Origin of the sequence: Nostoc sp. S13, assembly GCF_029379315.1 — a bacterium.
In the GTDB taxonomy this organism is placed as follows: Bacteria; Cyanobacteriota; Cyanobacteriia; order Cyanobacteriales; family Nostocaceae; genus Nostoc.
Window position 1 is genome coordinate 36,249 of sequence record NZ_JAQYWQ010000037.1, and the last position, 15,765, is coordinate 52,013.

Genomic DNA, 15,765 nt, shown 5'->3' on the forward strand with positions numbered 1-15,765 from the left:
AGTTTAGCGATCGCTCAACTCCCAACTCATGACCCAGGATAAACAAGACCTTCTGCTAGAACTTTGCAAGCCTTATTTACTTGACCTCTCATCCTTGATCGCTGAATCCCTCAAGCATGACGATGAGCCAATCTCTGAAATATTAGAAGACCGAACATCTGCTTTCTCGGCTGAAACACGCCACAGGCTATCCCAACTAAGCTATCGCGAGAGAACCTCGGTGTTATACGAGATTGCACTCTGGATAGATTCAGCCGCAAACAAACAGCAGCCCAAACAAACTGGAGTTAATTCTGACCCCTAATTCCTCACTCCCAACCAATGCCCAATGCCCAATGACTAATACCCAATAAACCCATGATTATCAAACTAATTCACGCTCACTTCCTAATTTCTATTGGAGATTACAGCAACGAACGCATTGGCTTCACCGTTGAGCCAGAAGACGAAGAAACACTTGAACAAGTGGTTACAGCATTAAGAGCCGAAGCCATAAAAGTAATTGGGCCCAAAGCTAAGGAGCTTTATGAAGCCCGATCAATCTTGCGGGGGGAATGCTATGCACTTGAGAAAAAACTAACTAAAGCTCGTAGTGAGTGGGACGCGACAGCCGAATTTTTAAAAACTCAGGGCATAAAACCAGACGCGCCTCCAATGCCGCAATTTAACAACCTACTTTCTGCGGTGAAGGTTGAAGAAGAATTAGTCTCAGAAGCAGAAATCGTAGACGGGTTCTAAGGCAATGACCGAAAAGCCAACATACGAAAACTTCGACAACCTAATAAGCAAGACAGACACCGAGATGCAGCGATTGGGCTGGACACAAGCCCAAGGTCAAGAGCATTTGATGAAATATTGCGGGGTGCGATCGCGGCTGCTGCTGACCGAGGAGGAATTAGACAATTTTCTCCTATTCCTACAACTTACCGATTCCCCACCCCCTATTCCCTAAAAATCAAATGTTTGGTTTCGACGGTTCACCCAAAGCGATCGTCAGCTTCCTTGAAAAAATCAGGGATAACGACAAAAGCGGAAAGCTTACCCACAAGGAAGTCAGAGCATATGCAAGGCTGATGTTAAACTTGCTGCCTTCTTTGCACATCGATGAGGAAGAAAAAGTCCAAGTTTTGCTTGCGGCCATATCCAGTGCCGGACTGCCACACTATGATCGCTCATTCGCCGCAGAAGAGATTCTCAAATTACTAGAGGAGCAAAAGCAGCAAGAGCAGCAACGCAAATTGCATCCCGATGAATTTTTAAAGTGAATGCACTCGACCCTTTCCAACCATGACTAGAGAAGAAGAAATTAAAGCAGCCATCGTAGTTACCCCGGACGCGATCGCTTTCGTCAGTCCCGAACTGCATCAAGCATCGGAACAATTAGGGACGCGATTGTGCCTTTTTGTGGATTTTGTACAATCACTTGAACTCAAGTTACAGAGATTTGAGGCAATACAGTTAGCGGCTGCCTTCTTGGAAAATCTACCAGCCATGTGCCAAAACAACCCAAAAATCATTGAGTGTTTAAAGGAGAATACCCAATTTTTGATGAACACACGGAAGCAGTCTTAGCGCGTGTCTCAAAATTTCATTGCGATCGACCCTTTCTAATCTCAATGTTTCAATAGCAACCAAGTGATTTATCACACGCAAAAAAAAACTCACTAACGAGAAATTAGTGAATCCAAAAAGAAAGGTTACTAAAAATAAATGACTAAATACTTAACAAGATTAAGCGGTAGAATAGCCGTTATTTCCCTATATTCTACCACATCAAGTAACTCAAAACTATCTAATCGGGGGACAGAGCAATGATAGCAATCCCCTACACTTATACCCAAGAACTAAGCTTTAAACCTGACAACAACAGGATCTTACCACACGAGATTGAATCTGAGTTATACGTGCTTGGTGCAATAATCAATGAAGAGAGTGCAATCTGTCGAGTTGAAGATAGATTAAGTCCAGAGCATTTTTACGTTGGCGCACACAAAGATATCTACCAAGCCTGTCTTAGACTCCATAAAAAGGGTCAGCCAACAGACTTATTGCATGTTGCTAGCTGGTTATCAGAGCATAAAATGTTAGCAAGAATTGGTGGTAGGAGCGCACTAGCTGACATTGTTAAAAACACACTAGATAATACTCTCAACATAAAAGCTAGTGGAAACAGTATTGATAGTTTAGCCGCCAAAATTATCGAAAGAGCCGCTCGTAGGGATGCAATCAAAAGGTCTAATAAAATTGAGAGTATAGCTTATGATACCGAGATAGAATGGCTAGATGCCTGTGTAGCAATTGAAAACGAAGCCAAAGAAATAATCTCAGCACCAATTGCCCCCACAAAAGAAGAAAACCTCACCCGGAACTGCAATAGACTAATCAGTGAACTAGAGAACATTCACCTGAAAATATCTAATCCATGCACCAAATTATACATGCTTCAAGAGTTAGCTAATAACACCCCTGGAAGAAATCTCAAGGATCTTGAAGACCTGTACATGAAATCGCTGTGTGCCACAGTCGAGCCACGTAAGACCTTAGATGAACTTGAAGAGGAAGTGGGCATAGAGGGAAGGAAATGGCTTTTGGGCGGAATACTTCCACAAGCATCCACAACACTTTTAATTGCAGATGGTGGTGTTGGTAAAACCAAATGGCTTTATGACTTGCTCTACTGCATAGCCAACGGAGAAAACTGGAATGGCTTCCCCGCGACCTCCGATGGGCGGCGGGTTCTTATTTACCAGGGAGACGAGTCAAAACACGATATGCTTCAGGCTTTGAACAAACGCGGATTCAAGCCAGGTACAGAAGTTAGAGAAAGAACAGAAGTTCGGTTTGGCTGGAATACGGACGCTATGCCCACTCTTTACCAAGATGCTGCTGAGTTCAAGCCTGAGATCGTAATGATCGACTCCTTGACCTTTGTTAATCGCTACTCACTTTACGACGAAAACAGGACAGAATATTCCCGCCCCATTCTGGAGCTAAACAAATTTGCTGCTGAAACTGGGATACAAGTAGTCATCGTTCACCATACCAACAGAAACGGACAAGCCAGAGGGTCTACGGCAATTAAAAATGCTGTCTCAGAAGTAATCAAACTTGAGAAAGACACTAATCCCAGTGCCAACGTTCAAGAGAAAATTCTCACCATTGAGAAGTCACGCTCTCGTCGCTTTCCCGCAAGTTATCGCCTGTTTTTCAATGAAGAGAATTTTAGCTTCTCCCTGTTAGAGGAAGTTGGACAAGAGTTAGGTTCCCCGGACTTGCCCACTAAAGACCAGATAGTCAAATTTTTGCAGTCACACGCCAACAAGAAATTTGAAGCCGAGGAAGTAGCTCACTATATCAGTACTACTTGTGGTAACGCGAGGCGTTGCTTATCGCAATTAGCCAGAGACGGAATAATAAGCCTTGACGAAAGAAGCGTTAGTGGTACGAAGAAGCTGTATTACATAGCTCGTGATTCGGAAAATTGTAGTACAGAGAATCCGTTACCAAGCGTAACAATAACATCATCTACGCGGATCACCTCTGAAAACGACTCAAACGCTTATCAGGGTGAGTTCAACGGTGAAATCGATGATGTGTATAAAAACAATGGATCACCTGTGATCACCTCTATGATCACCTTGGCGGATCACCTTACCAACCACAATACCAACCAGTATACAGAGAGCGTTTCAACTACAAACTCTTCAGTAAATTCTGAAGGTGATCATCTAAGTACACCAGAAATTGCAATTTCATCAAATCCCGAATCAGAGTCAAAAATCAATGTTCAGACAGATCACCTGATCACCTTAGCCGAAAACGCAGAGTCAGCAAGTCTTTCAGAAGGTGATCCGTCAAGGCGATCGCAAGGTGATCATGAGGCGATCGCACTTAACTGCGATCGCCTCGATGACAACAGTTGCGTACTACAAGCCTCCTCACCAGAATTACCCATCCTGCCACTGCTCCAGGAGAAAGCTAGCTACTGGAGTCTGTCGCAGAAGCTAGAGGTAAAGACATTTAACATTAACAATGAGTTGCTTGAGGTTAGCTGTAAAGTTCCTGGGCGAGGAATACGGAGTTTAAAGTTTAATGACTTGCGGTGTTGCGAACAGTCGCCCAGGCACGATTTCAGCCTGGGCGACAAAGTGGTAATTCTGGTTGGTAAGTGCAAGGACACCTTTGCAACCATTACCACCATTAGAGCCGATGGCATTTGGCTTAAGTGCGACGATGGCAAAAAGCCCCTCGCTAAAGCCTTCTTTCCGCACCAATTGGTAAAAGCCTGACATTATAATTCGGCAGAGTGCGATCGACTTGGGGAGCAAAACTATAAAAAAGCTCATGCTAGCTGTTGCTGGCATGAGACAACATTACTGTTAACGTAGCCAAAACCTTCTTGTAAAAAGGGTTTATTGCCCGCCGCTGCTCTCATCATCGTCATAGTCATCACCATACTCAGAGATGATGATAGTCACGCTGTCAGACCCAGCCTCAAACCCAGCGACACTAAATGTCTCGCCGAGACCATCTTTAAGAGAAACGGGTGCATCACTTGGAAAGTTTTGTAATTCTTGAATCAGTTCTTGAACGGTGGTTTCTTTAGTTGCAGTAGGCATATTTTTCTCCGATTTAAAAATGTAATTGCACTTGAGACAGGAAAGATTTTGCTTTATGCCTGAGCTTGAACCGTAGGAGCGGAAATTGATTCATACTGTGTAAGAAGTTGCTCCAATCCAGCCAACTTCGTTGCCGTAGTCGCTTTTTCTTGCTCATCTTGATTCAAGGACGAAGTGACTGCATTCAGTTTGGAAAGCAAATCTGCGTTATCAGCTTTTAACTGGGCGTTATCATCTCTCAACTGGGCATTTTCCTTGGTGGAAGCGATGCCTGCGGCGGGCTACGCCTACGCACTTTGAAAAAGGCTGGTTAATCTCTCAAAATAGTCTGGTGTTGTCATGATGCCCTCTGGTTTTATCTACTCTGGTTCAGGATAGTAGATAAAAAATACAATTGCCTACTTAAAGTGCGTAGGCGTAGCCCGCAGCAGGCATCGCGTGCAGTCTTAAAATCAGAATATCTTGATAAAACTTTACATTGTATTCTCAGGTATAAATGCGGGGGAAAAATGCAGTGTAAATTAAGCCAAGTTCTTGTTTAACCTCGCAAGAAGGTAAAACAGGTATAGTTCTCCATATTTACAACAGCCTGATCTCTAAATCTGAGATACAGCAAGACTTGGAGTCGGTAGAAACACTTCCGAAATTACATAAAAGTAGAACATTTACATAATTTTGGCTACCGATTACAACGGATTTATTCACCTATCAAATCCGTTTTATTTCTTATGCCAGAACCAACTTTTGTACAAACATTTGGAACAGGAACAGTCAGACTGGCAAGCGGCGCAGCAGCTCCAAGTTCTGGGCTGTTCATTCCTGATTCAGCGCTACAGGCAGCAGGTTTAGCAAATCCTTCTACAGCTACAGCAGAAGGTCATTTAGTTGCAGTTACGATTAACGCCCAAAATTATCTTTCTCAAGCTAATTTTGATTCCAATATCGACCAATCCTTAATAATTGCAAAAGGGTTTTCAAGTTTTACAACAAGGGGAACCGACAATACTGAATACAGGCAAGACCAAATAACCTTGAGCCTTACAAAGATTGATGGCGGCGCGACAATTGACCCGGATGATTATTAATAGAAAATTATGAGTTGCACTCTAACTGTTAATTTCCTCACACCTGGTTATAACAATGGTTCGGATGTTGGCAGTTTTACCGTTCCTGACGGAAGTTACAAAACTGCCTATAAAGTTGTAATTGGACCAGGAAGCACCTATGAATTGCGAGTTGATGGCACTAATGGAACTATAGTACTTGCAACTTATAATCCAGGAGCAATTGAGGTAACTATTGCTTCAAGCAGTAATAGCTGCCCTGCTCCGATTGATGCATTTGACTGTATTAATGGAAGTTGTATAAACAAAAACGTATACAGCACTCCAGGTTTATACAGTTCTCTCAGTGATTGTGAAATCGCCTGTGGCACGGGCTGTAGCGGTAAATGTGTCAGCAATGCAGATTGGGCGCAAATCGAAAGTTTATCTAGTCAAATAATGAATAGAAATTGTAGTTAATATGAGCGCTATTTCTAATCTCCAGCAAGCTTTAAATTGTGCTGGAAAGTGTGATTGCTGCCAGCAACTACAATCACAAATTAACGATTTGAAAGCAGAAATTGCGCGGATTCCGCGAGTAGATGTAGATGCCATAATCAATCAGGCTAAAAATGCAATACTTCTGCTTGTAGATGGAATTGTAGTACAACAGACATCAGGATTAAAAATAGATATTGATTTAACAAAAGGACTTGCAAAACAAGCCAAAAACATTGCTGATGATACAGCAGGAAAATTACCACCCGTACAGCACCTTTCTGCTGAAGCTAAAGCTGCGGCTGATAAAGCTGCTAGAGACGCTTATAACAATTTGAGTGAATTGCAGAAAGAAATAAACGCAAGGACTTATGGCGACAGTCTACTTACTGGTAAAATCGATACTTCTGATGCCAAATTATCATCAGAACTAAAGAATGCTCTTTCAGATGTAGCTTATAGAAGAGAATTGCAGCCAATCATGGCGGAGGCTAATGCAGCGAGAGCGGAAGCAGCAGCGAAGGCTACAAAAGAAGAGGTGCAAGGTGTTCGTGGGCTGGTAGGGCAAGTTAAACAAGATGTTACATCGTTAGGTGAATCTGTAGGTAGCAGGTTCGCGGCTTTTCAGGAAACATTAGGAAGGCTCTCCAGTACGGTCGGAGAAGCGCTAGCAAAAGCGGGTGAGGCGGTCGGTATTAGTCGCTCGGCGCAAGCTGTAGCAGGGGAAGCACTTGCAAAGGTATTGGGATTTGCTGCCAAGATTGCCGAAATTTTTGTAATCATCGCGGCAATTCAAGAAATAATTGCCCAAATTAAGACTCTTGAAGTCCTTGGCGAACGCATTGACGCTGTAGAGCGTGGATTGGAAGCACTCGACGCAAGTGTGTCCGGCATCCTGGGTAAATTACTTGGGTTACAGAATCGTATAGCTGCCAATACCGCAGGGATTATTGATGTTAGGGGGATTGCAAACAACGCTCTTAACATCGGACGAGAAGCGACAGTTTTAGCGACTAGGGCGGTAGATATTGCAACAGAAGCAAAAAATGAAGCAGTAAATGCGGGAGTTCGGGCGGCTGAAGCGGTCGCCACAACCGCAGCCGTTCTTGCTTTATTTCGAGGGATAAAAGTTTTGAGAGGTGAACCGGGAGTAAGGGGAATTCCTGGTATTAACGGGCGTAACGGTGTTGATGGCAGAAATGGACTTAATGGTAAAGACGGCAAAAACGGCGTCAGCATCCCTGGCATTAACGGGCGTAACGGCATTGATGGGCGTAACGGCATTGATGGAGCGCCGGGAATTACAACAGTTGTGCAAATTCCCGGTACTCCTGGGAAGGATGGCGCACCAGGTCAGAATGGGCGACCGGGGGTAGGATTCCCTGGGAAGAATGGGACTAATGGGAAGAATGGAATTAATGGAATTAATGGTAAAAATGGAGTCGATGCAGTGCCATACAATGATGCTGGTTTAAAGGCTTTGATAATCCAGCAACACGCTGGTACAAGAGCAAATATAAATGCAACTACTGCTGGTTTATTCGCTGGATTCAAAGGATTTATAGCGGCTCAATTCACTTCGCTGACTGCACTTATAACAGTAATAGCCACTAATACTTATGTAGAAAAAGCGCTTAATCTGATGACGTTTGCTGTGACTGTGCATAATGGCTTGATGCTCAGTAATAATCTTGCTCAAACACTAGGTACAATCATTAACCAATGTGTAGGATTCATTCTGCCAAAAGGGATTAATGGACAACCTATTGACATTGGCAACGTAATTGGCAAAGAGATAAACGAAATCATTGAAACGGCAATTGGGCACGATAACTACACAACATTAACAACTGATTGGGCGAAGGCTAATAGAATCTATCAGGCAGGAATCAACGTTTTCAACCAGGTTAGCAATGCGGTTGGTTTGCTGTCCTCTGGATTAGAAATGATTGGGGGGAACGTTGCCAAAGTTGGCAACGCCTTAAAAATATGGGGTGTGATTGGACAAAAAGCATACTCATTTATGAACCCACAACCAAATTTAAAAGGTAAATTCTTTGATTTTATTAATACTGCTACATCAGAGGCGAATACTATTCAGATGATGCTGGCTATTCCAATAGGATTAACAGCAGCAGCAATTGAAATCAATAACAGCACTAATGCCTTAATTAAGGAGATTGACCAAAAAAATCCAGTTGATAAAGATGGGAATCCATTGCACGACCGATTAGGAAATATTATACACTATCAGCCCGGATTAACTCAGCCAGACCCGACGGTGACTACTAAGAGTGAGGAACAATCTAAGGCTGATAGCACTAATATTATTGCAGCCACAATTGATGATATATTTAATGCCAATGACTAAAAACTATGACTGACCAACCAGGAGTTGCTGTACCAGCACTAGATGACCAGGGAAAACAATTTCCACTAACATCAAATGTCGCTACTGGTGCAACACTCACGCCTTTTACGCCAACAATTCAAGCAGCAGAACCACTAGAGGATGAACTACCAGAAAACTTTAATCCCTTTTTACATTTGCAAGAGGTTTATCTACCTCAACACAATGCAGCGGTAAGGTTATTTTTTAGTGACTTGCCTAATGACTGGAAGCCAAATATTGCAACTGCTAGAAGCAGCCTAAGAGTAGCTTGCACAATGCTACCAGGCGAAAACGAACTGATGACAGCCATGAGACATAGGTTGTTCTATGACCTCCTTGGTTATGGCAACAGCAACCTGATTGTTTACAATGGTTCAACTAACGATATTGCCCCACCCGTTGCAGGACATCCAAGAGTTTATTTCTATTTTTCACAGGATGTTGCAAGTGTTCCACACGGCACATCAAGGTTAGACGCAGAATATAGCTTTCGACTTATAAAAGAAACTGCTGCTACATACACTAAAGCAAAGGCTACTACATTGGCAACGTTGATAAAAGAGTTCTTTGTTATCAATGGGGAAGGTATACAGTTTACTAAAGGAAAAAATATTTATCGATACACTGATCCGGTTAATGGTTACAGACTTATGATCTATGCACATCTAGAAAGTGATGCATTGCCAATAATTGAAAAAATGCTAGAATGCACCGAAACAGTTTATGACCAAAATAAACTCAGCACACATGAACCATTGAGAGACAATACTATTACACCACCCGAACAATTAGTGTATGAGAAAGAAATAATTCCACCAAAGTTTCGCCCAAATGCTAACGTTCGTTTTCGATATGCGTATCTTGAAATACCTCTAGTTAAGAAACCTATTTACTTAGTAGATACAACACATCGACACATACCGTTAGTACATTAACTTTAATTTTAATTGACGAGAAATTTAGTTTTAATTGACGAGAAATTTAATTTTAATTGACGAAAGGTTTTATTTAAATTGACGAAAGGTTTAGTTTTAATTGACGAGATTGTAATAAGTGCCAAATCTATATTTAAAAATCAGTAATGTTAAAAATACATTAAAATTTTTGCAACCATTTGTTAATTACTTTCTATTTCAATTGAATATAATCTTTTTATTTACTTTTTAATACATTCGCTTCTTAAGTAATACGTATGCAAGTTTTGATGTATTGACTCGCACGTCAAACGTACTATGGAACCCTATAGGGTTCCATGACGTTCGTGCGTCATTTGTAAGGGCTATAAAGGTTTTACAACAGCCAAAGCGAAGGAACGTATAGAAAATGGCAACAGTTGCGAAGCTACCACACACTCTTACTAGCGGTGGCAAAACCTATGTAATGATTCTGCCTGATGAGTATGAATCCGCCAACAGCACGGTTGGAACAGTCCTTGGCATTAGCAAAGTAACAGGTGCACTACCCGCTGGCACAGATCACTTGACGTTGAAAGCTGGACTAAACGCCGGAATTATCTTTCATATAGCTATTTCTTACAAAATCAACGGAGTTCGTAAGCGCTCTAAGCTCGTGTGCGGACGAGATCACATAGCTGGTGGGTTGGCTTTAGCAGGTTCAACTTTTAGAGGACAACCAATTGTCAGCAGTGTGCTTCCAGAACACTTGACTTTCTCATAATCATCCGTCAATAAAAGAAAGGGGATAAAAAATGGCACTTTATGGTATTGCAAGGCTGGCAGTAGTAGTCACTGCTGCTACTCCAGGTGTGGGCGGTGAACCAGGTACACCAGCTGAAACTGACGTTTATTATTTTCGGGTCAGTCCTGGAATGTATACAGCAGGCCCAATTGCTACAGCTACAGGGATTACGGAAGTAGCTCTTACCAAAGCTACAGGCAAGGCTTTAACACCTATTAAAGAATTAATTCGTGCTGGAGTTCTCAAGACTGCCACAGCAATTGCCAAATTAGGGACTGTAAACTATCGCATCAAATTACACTACGCAGAATCTAAAGATGCAACTATTGGTGCTGATATAGTTAACAAAATGATTCCGGAAACTGGTGTTAACAATACTAAGAGCAAGGGAGCTACTTTTACTGGGTTAGCTAATAGCACTCGTGTTACTGGACGCAGCTAGTAACAAATGGATTTATCTACTGGTTGGACTTCTGTTGGGAATGGAAGCTTTACGAATGCTAGTGGCTCCATTCCTATATTCACTATACCAAGTCTTCTCAATGCCCAAATTGTTGCAATTAAAATTTCCACAGAGAACGCTAAACCGACTTGGTACACCGGGGCATGGATAGATCAGAAAGTCTTAACCGGACTAGACTTAATCCCCTGGGTTACTTTCTCTAAAAAAATTGGGCTTGGAGGAAATATTATCTTTTTTCCTCAAGCTATCTCTAATTACTCAATAGATATTAGTTTTCCAGTTTATTTTAAAACTGTATCTGTTGGGGTGTGGATACAAGGATAAACTCCAAAATCTTTAGAAGATTGCACCTTCAAAATTTGGGAATTTATAAATACTTAGAAATTAATTTCATTCTATGAAATTTGATTTGGGCTTTGCTGGCTTTGCACTTTCCTTGATTGTTGCCGCTTCCGGTTGGTTTTTTCGATGGAGCGACAAACAAAAATTTGAAAAGCAACAATCTAACCTTGAGAGACAACAAGCTATTCAGCAAGCGGCGGCTGCTACCGAAAAAAGGGTAAATGAGGAGCGAGATTTCAATCATTTACGTAATAATCAAATTCAAATCTCAAGCGGCATTGCTAGTGGATTTAAAGACATAGAACATCAATTAGATAATATCCATCAAGAGCAAATTCATAAATTAAATGATATTTATCAAGAACAGATTGAGATGAAAGCTTATTTAATTCGCAATCAAAATACCCCCCGTGGTGAATAATTTATGATAGTTGAAGTTTTGCAACTCCTTGATTCACAAAGGCAGAAAACTGAATATTGGAGATTAACCACTAGAATCGGTGAAAAAAGTAATGCTTGCGGGCTATGCAATCATCTACACAATTCTTATGTAGAAGCGTGGAATTGCACTGATGCTTGGAAAGCAGCTAAAAAACTCACTGGGGATTCAGGGTAATTGAAAGTTTGGCAGCCACAACCCCAAAAGTAATTATTTGAGGGTTCACTCTTGAATTCGGCATACAGTGCCTGCCGAATTATGCGTGGGGATTCACTCTAGCAATTCTTGATCTGCTCCACCCAAAGGCAACCTCTCAAAACCATTACGGATTTTTCTAAGCGGTTTAACAGAGGCACTAAAATTATTCCAGGTTTCTTGATATAAACGAGATGCCGTAAAGTTTCTTGTCGAGGCAGCATCAAGCAACAATGCATTAATTCTTTGGAGGTCTGCCTCTGTGAGTTGGGTAAGTGCTTGCCCTATTACCTTGTAATCATCGTCATTCATCAAAATTCCGTTTTTGTCATTTGACGATATATTCAGGACTTACGCAACTGTCACAAGCAATAGCGCGGTGTAGCCGTGCCGCGCGCCAAACAACTAGGCAATAAACATGGGAACATCCGGGCGTTTTAGTTGCTGAACTAAATAAGTTGATTTTATCATGACTGATCTGCTCTAAATGCTCCGCCAAATTTGTTAGAGTATAATTAATCTGACTACTTAATAAGTACTGGTAATAATTAAGTTTAGTAAATCTCATAAACCTAGAGGATTTATTTTATGCATCCTCAGCTAATTTTCTCATGATTTGATGAATACTTAACACAGCCGATTACTGTTACTAATTTCAGCAATGTCCTCTGAGTACGCCACTTCTTTATAGTACATATCTACTATAATAATGTGATCGCGCTGTGCCAGTTGCCTAAGTCATGTTTTTATACACTTACCCACAATCGGAGTCGTATTAATGGCTACATTTACCGTTACTAATACCAACAACAGTGGTACAGGTTCACTGCGGCAAGAAATTCTAGATGCTAATGCCCTGACAGGAAAAAACATCATCAATTTCAGTGGACTGTTTAATGATGGACTCGCTCATACCATCAGTTTAACTAGCAGTGGTCTGAGTATCACAGATAACTTGACCATTCAAGGTACAAATCCGAACTTATTAACTGTTAAGGATGATAGCGCAACACGAGTTTTTGATATTGCTAGTGGTGCGATAGCTACGATTAACGGACTGACTATTACCAATAGCTACAAAGGCACGGGAGGGGGTGGTGCTATCTCCAATGAAGGCGTTTTTACCTTGAATAATAGCATCCTCACTGGCAATACTGCGGAATTCGTTAGCAATAATTACAACCCTAGCGGCGGTGGCGGCGGCATTTCCAACGATGGCACACTTACGGTGAACTACAGTACTCTTACTAACAATACTGAGGAATTCGGTAGCTCCAGATATGGAGCTACCGGTGGTGGCGGCGGCATTTACAACCATGGCACACTTACGGTGAACTACAGTACTCTTAATAACAATACTGATACTCCGGAATCCGGTGCTTCCGACGAGGGCGGCGGCGGCATTTACAACATTGGCATCCTTACGGTGAACTACAGTACTCTTAATAACAATACTGTGAAATCCGGTGGCACCAGTTCCGACGAGGGCGGTGGTGGCATTTTCAACTTTGGCATCCTTACAGTGAGCCATAGTACTCTTAATCACAATACTTATACTGTGGAATCCGGTGCTTCCGACGAGGGCGGCGGCGGCATTTATAACATTGGCACCCTTACGGTGAACTACAGTACTCTTAATAACAATACTGCGGAATTCGTTGGCAACGATTTCGGAAATTTCCGCGGTGGCGGCGGCATTTACAACGGTGGCACACTTACGGTGAACTACAGTACTCTTAATAACAATACTGCGGAATTCCTTAACTCCAGTTACGATGAGGGCGGCGGCGCCATTTACAACTATGACGGCACACTTACGGTGAACTACAGTACTCTTAATAACAATACTGCGGAATCCAGTAGCTTCAGTGGTGGCAGTGCCTTCGGCATTTTCAACTATGGCCGCTTAAACAATGGCGGCGGCGCCATTTACAACGATGGCGGCACACTTACGGTGAACTACAGTACTCTTAATAACAATACTGCGGAATCCGGTAGCTCCAATGGCGGCGGTGGCGGCGGCATTTACAACCAGCAAGACGGGCAATCGGAGGGCAGTAGCGATTATATCTACGGCTTTATTACCGTAAACCATAGCAGTATTAGTGGCAATCAGGCACACTTTGGCGGTGGCATCTACAACGCTGGTGGTACCCTCAAAGTAGGCAACAGTACTATCAAGCAGAATAGAGCTTTCGGAATCGAACTCAGTTCTAATAATTACAAGTCTGGAGAAGGTGGCGGTATTTATATTACTACACAGTCCAGCACCGCTTTACGGTATACCCCTGACACAACTACACTAGACTACAGCATCATTGCTTGTAACTTTGAAACACCACTTGAGGATTCAACTAAGTTTATCAAGCTCGATAATGTCGTAGGTAAATTCATAAACATTGGCTCATTAGTGGAAGTTTAAAACCACATTTTTTGTCACTTCCTAATTATCTTTAATCGGAAACTGAAGATAATGTAATTATTCACTCCCCCCATGCGAAATGGTCGAAACCCCTGATTTCAAGGTACAAGTATCATTGAAACAGAAAAGCGCATTAAACTTAAAAGTTTTATGGCATAAGGATTTTAATGAGGGTTGCAGTAGCTGTGATGGAATGGTCTTGATTTCTTTTATTTTTCTCATTAACGGGAATAATCTACAAGTCCACCCAAAGGCCATCTGTGAGAGGTTAAGATAAAATACCTTTTGTCAATCAGTTAAAATACTCAAAATATTTTTAATTTTGTCCATCTGACTTTTCACGTTATGTGGAAAAACCACGAAACACCTAACCTCCTTCCCGACGCTCTAAGGGGGAAAATTCAAAGTCTCTCTCGTATTAGGAGAGAGAAATAGAAGTGAGGTTTTCCAGATCCCGTGAAAAGTCAAGCTTGTGACAGTTGCGTAAGTCCTGTATTTAATTGAGCAACTAAAACGTCCAGATATTGCTATGTCTTTTGTGTAGTTTTTGGGCGCTCGGTGCGCTTCGCGCACCATTGCTTGTGCCAGTTGCGTAAGTCCTGCCAATCAAACACATTCTCGCTAAATCAATGCAGATGTACTATTACTAGCGATCGCACTATGCCAGTTGCGTAAGTCCTGTATTATCGATTCCATTTATAAAAAATCTATATTATCGAAATCCTTCTTTATCGATAATATGGATTCTTGCCTAATTCCGTTTTCGTCACATTTTAACTGTCCAGTGGGCAATAAGGGCGTGTCCACTCTTGCGTAAGCGTTTTTATTTAAATTAGTCAAAGCTTTAGTGTTGTTTACCCTTGATAGACAAGGCTTTCAGAGGTTGGCGCAAACTCCATTTAGGCAAGAATTAGTCAAGGATAAAAATGGAGTGGCTGAAAAGGTGGGTGACGAGGGATTTGAACCCGCAACCAATAGATTAAGAGTCTACTCCTCTGAATGAGTAGCATTTGAGTAGTGCGATCACCACAGGTTTTGAGCGTAAATGGTCAAAAATCGGTCAAGATAAAGATATGATTTTTAAAAATCCAAGCCGATGATGGGATTTGAACCCACGGCCTGCTGATTACGAATCAGCTGCTCTACCACTGAGCCACATCGGCGTACACAATCTAAGAGTATAACATGATTTAATCATGGTGGATCAAAATACCAAAAAACGCCTTAACCCTGAACAATATGCCAGCCTGAAAGCAGAAATAGCCGCTCCTTATCGCGGCTTACGACAATTTTTCTACATCGCTTTTGGTGCTTCTGGCTTCCTCGGCGCATTCGTCTTTTTCTTCCAAGCGCTTGCTGGCCGAGATGTTGAGAGTGCTTTGCCTAGTTTAGCTCTCCAAGTAGCGATCGTTGCTCTAATGGTCTTTCTCTGGCGCTGGGAACAGCGACGGCAACGACACCCCCAATCGGGTAAAAATCCTAATTCCTGAAGGGAGAAATTTTAGCTGTTAACTTTTTAGATATCTTCATATTCTTCAAATTTATTAATGCTTTTATCAAGATTAAAATATCAAGAGATAAAAATTGAAGAAGAATTCAGAAGTCAGAATTCAGGAGTCAGAATGCAATCAGTGGGGGATTCAGACCCGCCACT

19 protein-coding genes, 1 tRNA gene and 1 pseudogene are annotated in these 15,765 nt (G+C 41.9%); 16 read left to right on the forward strand and 5 right to left on the reverse strand.

The genetic code is table 11. The features are described 5' to 3' along the window. The first annotated feature begins 28 nt into the window (after positions 1–28). The 6 genes from PUQ00_RS14010 to PUQ00_RS14035 all read left to right on the forward strand — a co-directional run bounded on the left by PUQ00_RS14010 (position 29) and on the right by PUQ00_RS14035 (position 4,289). On the forward strand, positions 29–304 hold the full coding sequence (locus PUQ00_RS14010) for a hypothetical protein (RefSeq protein WP_300417339.1): 276 nt from the start codon (positions 29–31) through the stop codon (positions 302–304). A gap of 53 nt (positions 305–357) precedes the next feature. Then, a complete protein-coding gene (locus tag PUQ00_RS14015) occupies positions 358–738 on the forward strand; it encodes a hypothetical protein (RefSeq protein WP_300417341.1) in 381 nt (126 codons plus the stop codon). A gap of 4 nt (positions 739–742) precedes the next feature. Next, on the forward strand, positions 743–952 hold the full coding sequence (locus PUQ00_RS14020) for a hypothetical protein (protein WP_300417344.1): 210 nt from the start codon (positions 743–745) through the stop codon (positions 950–952). A gap of 7 nt (positions 953–959) precedes the next feature. Further along, on the forward strand, positions 960–1,265 hold the full coding sequence (locus PUQ00_RS14025; RefSeq protein WP_300417346.1) for a hypothetical protein: 306 nt from the start codon (positions 960–962) through the stop codon (positions 1,263–1,265). Between the two features lie 22 nt (positions 1,266–1,287). Beyond that, on the forward strand, positions 1,288–1,572 hold the full coding sequence (locus tag PUQ00_RS14030; RefSeq protein ID WP_300417348.1) for a hypothetical protein: 285 nt from the start codon (positions 1,288–1,290) through the stop codon (positions 1,570–1,572). 239 nt (positions 1,573–1,811) lie between these two features. Next, complete coding sequence (locus PUQ00_RS14035) at positions 1,812–4,289, forward strand: AAA family ATPase (protein ID WP_300417350.1); 2,478 nt, start codon at positions 1,812–1,814, stop codon at positions 4,287–4,289. Between the two features lie 123 nt (positions 4,290–4,412). Here PUQ00_RS14035 and PUQ00_RS14040 read toward each other — a convergent pair whose 3' ends face one another. Then, the gene (locus PUQ00_RS14040) at positions 4,413–4,619 is read right to left on the reverse strand and encodes a hypothetical protein (protein WP_300417353.1); all 207 of its coding nucleotides are present in this window, start codon (positions 4,617–4,619) and stop codon (positions 4,413–4,415) included. Positions 4,620–4,672: 53 nt separating this feature from the next. After that, positions 4,673–4,861 carry a hypothetical protein gene (locus PUQ00_RS14045; RefSeq protein ID WP_300417355.1) on the reverse strand — a complete coding sequence of 63 codons (189 nt, stop codon included), beginning with the start codon at positions 4,859–4,861 and terminating at the stop codon, positions 4,673–4,675. Between the two features lie 486 nt (positions 4,862–5,347). On the opposite strand from PUQ00_RS14045, the gene PUQ00_RS14050 reads away from it, so the two are divergent. From PUQ00_RS14050 to PUQ00_RS14085, 8 genes are all read left to right on the forward strand, one after another. Beyond that, entirely contained in the window at positions 5,348–5,704 is a 357-nt protein-coding gene (locus tag PUQ00_RS14050; protein ID WP_300417358.1) for a hypothetical protein, read from the forward strand. Between the two features lie 9 nt (positions 5,705–5,713). Then, positions 5,714–6,142: a hypothetical protein gene (locus PUQ00_RS14055; protein ID WP_300417360.1), complete on the forward strand. Its 429-nt coding sequence runs from the start codon at positions 5,714–5,716 to the stop codon at positions 6,140–6,142. Between the two features lies 1 nt (position 6,143). Beyond that, positions 6,144–8,531 (forward strand): hypothetical protein, encoded by a 2,388-nt coding sequence (locus PUQ00_RS14060; RefSeq protein WP_300417362.1) that lies wholly within the window; start codon positions 6,144–6,146, stop codon positions 8,529–8,531. Between the two features lie 5 nt (positions 8,532–8,536). Then, positions 8,537–9,487, forward strand: a complete 951-nt coding sequence (locus PUQ00_RS14065) for a hypothetical protein (protein ID WP_300417365.1) — start codon at positions 8,537–8,539, stop codon at positions 9,485–9,487. A gap of 388 nt (positions 9,488–9,875) precedes the next feature. Continuing rightward, positions 9,876–10,229 (forward strand): hypothetical protein, encoded by a 354-nt coding sequence (locus tag PUQ00_RS14070; RefSeq protein ID WP_300417368.1) that lies wholly within the window; start codon positions 9,876–9,878, stop codon positions 10,227–10,229. 31 nt (positions 10,230–10,260) lie between these two features. Continuing rightward, a complete protein-coding gene (locus tag PUQ00_RS14075) occupies positions 10,261–10,692 on the forward strand; it encodes a hypothetical protein (RefSeq protein ID WP_300417371.1) in 432 nt (143 codons plus the stop codon). A gap of 6 nt (positions 10,693–10,698) precedes the next feature. After that, positions 10,699–11,037, forward strand: a complete 339-nt coding sequence (locus PUQ00_RS14080) for a hypothetical protein (RefSeq protein ID WP_300417374.1) — start codon at positions 10,699–10,701, stop codon at positions 11,035–11,037. Between the two features lie 73 nt (positions 11,038–11,110). Next, positions 11,111–11,476, forward strand: coding sequence for a hypothetical protein (locus tag PUQ00_RS14085; protein ID WP_300417376.1), 366 nt, complete (start codon positions 11,111–11,113; stop codon positions 11,474–11,476). A gap of 288 nt (positions 11,477–11,764) precedes the next feature. Here the strand turns inward: PUQ00_RS14085 and PUQ00_RS14090 are convergent, their stop codons facing one another. Both PUQ00_RS14090 and PUQ00_RS14095 read right to left on the reverse strand, forming a co-directional pair. Further along, positions 11,765–12,001, reverse strand: a complete 237-nt coding sequence (locus PUQ00_RS14090; protein ID WP_300417378.1) for a hypothetical protein — start codon at positions 11,999–12,001, stop codon at positions 11,765–11,767. A 139-nt stretch (positions 12,002–12,140) separates the two neighbouring features. Continuing rightward, positions 12,141–12,257, reverse strand: a pseudogene (locus PUQ00_RS14095) (transposase); the annotation flags it as partial. 210 nt (positions 12,258–12,467) lie between these two features. Between PUQ00_RS14095 and PUQ00_RS14100 the strand changes: the two are divergent. Beyond that, positions 12,468–14,111, forward strand: coding sequence for a hypothetical protein (locus PUQ00_RS14100; RefSeq protein WP_300417379.1), 1,644 nt, complete (start codon positions 12,468–12,470; stop codon positions 14,109–14,111). Positions 14,112–15,202: 1,091 nt separating this feature from the next. Here the strand turns inward: PUQ00_RS14100 and PUQ00_RS14105 are convergent. Beyond that, positions 15,203–15,274: transfer RNA gene (locus PUQ00_RS14105), tRNA-Thr, on the reverse strand. Between the two features lie 33 nt (positions 15,275–15,307). On the opposite strand from PUQ00_RS14105, the gene PUQ00_RS14110 reads away from it, so the two are divergent. Continuing rightward, the gene (locus PUQ00_RS14110) at positions 15,308–15,601 is read left to right on the forward strand and encodes a DUF3493 domain-containing protein (RefSeq protein ID WP_300417382.1); all 294 of its coding nucleotides are present in this window, start codon (positions 15,308–15,310) and stop codon (positions 15,599–15,601) included. Positions 15,602–15,765 lie beyond the last annotated feature (164 nt).

Excerpts from the sequence above, each read along its gene's own strand:
- PUQ00_RS14060 (WP_300417362.1), top strand. The coding sequence starts at position 6,144 with ATGAGCGCTATTTCTAATCTCCAGCAAGCTTTAAATTGTGCTGGAAAG.
- PUQ00_RS14080 (WP_300417374.1), top strand. The coding sequence starts at position 10,699 with ATGGATTTATCTACTGGTTGGACTTCTGTTGGGAATGGAAGCTTTACG.
- PUQ00_RS14085 (WP_300417376.1), top strand. The coding sequence starts at position 11,111 with ATGAAATTTGATTTGGGCTTTGCTGGCTTTGCACTTTCCTTGATTGTT.
- PUQ00_RS14010 (WP_300417339.1), top strand. The coding sequence starts at position 29 with ATGACCCAGGATAAACAAGACCTTCTGCTAGAACTTTGCAAGCCTTAT.
- PUQ00_RS14100 (WP_300417379.1), top strand. The coding sequence starts at position 12,468 with ATGGCTACATTTACCGTTACTAATACCAACAACAGTGGTACAGGTTCA.
- PUQ00_RS14110 (WP_300417382.1), top strand. The coding sequence starts at position 15,308 with ATGGTGGATCAAAATACCAAAAAACGCCTTAACCCTGAACAATATGCC.
- PUQ00_RS14015 (WP_300417341.1), top strand. The coding sequence starts at position 358 with ATGATTATCAAACTAATTCACGCTCACTTCCTAATTTCTATTGGAGAT.
- PUQ00_RS14030 (WP_300417348.1), top strand. The coding sequence starts at position 1,288 with ATGACTAGAGAAGAAGAAATTAAAGCAGCCATCGTAGTTACCCCGGAC.
- PUQ00_RS14055 (WP_300417360.1), top strand. The coding sequence starts at position 5,714 with ATGAGTTGCACTCTAACTGTTAATTTCCTCACACCTGGTTATAACAAT.
- PUQ00_RS14035 (WP_300417350.1), top strand. The coding sequence starts at position 1,812 with ATGATAGCAATCCCCTACACTTATACCCAAGAACTAAGCTTTAAACCT.
- PUQ00_RS14040 (WP_300417353.1), bottom strand. The coding sequence starts at position 4,619 with ATGCCTACTGCAACTAAAGAAACCACCGTTCAAGAACTGATTCAAGAA.
- PUQ00_RS14025 (WP_300417346.1), top strand. The coding sequence starts at position 960 with ATGTTTGGTTTCGACGGTTCACCCAAAGCGATCGTCAGCTTCCTTGAA.
- PUQ00_RS14070 (WP_300417368.1), top strand. The coding sequence starts at position 9,876 with ATGGCAACAGTTGCGAAGCTACCACACACTCTTACTAGCGGTGGCAAA.
- PUQ00_RS14020 (WP_300417344.1), top strand. The coding sequence starts at position 743 with ATGACCGAAAAGCCAACATACGAAAACTTCGACAACCTAATAAGCAAG.
- PUQ00_RS14075 (WP_300417371.1), top strand. The coding sequence starts at position 10,261 with ATGGCACTTTATGGTATTGCAAGGCTGGCAGTAGTAGTCACTGCTGCT.
- PUQ00_RS14090 (WP_300417378.1), bottom strand. The coding sequence starts at position 12,001 with ATGAATGACGATGATTACAAGGTAATAGGGCAAGCACTTACCCAACTC.
- PUQ00_RS14050 (WP_300417358.1), top strand. The coding sequence starts at position 5,348 with ATGCCAGAACCAACTTTTGTACAAACATTTGGAACAGGAACAGTCAGA.
- PUQ00_RS14065 (WP_300417365.1), top strand. The coding sequence starts at position 8,537 with ATGACTGACCAACCAGGAGTTGCTGTACCAGCACTAGATGACCAGGGA.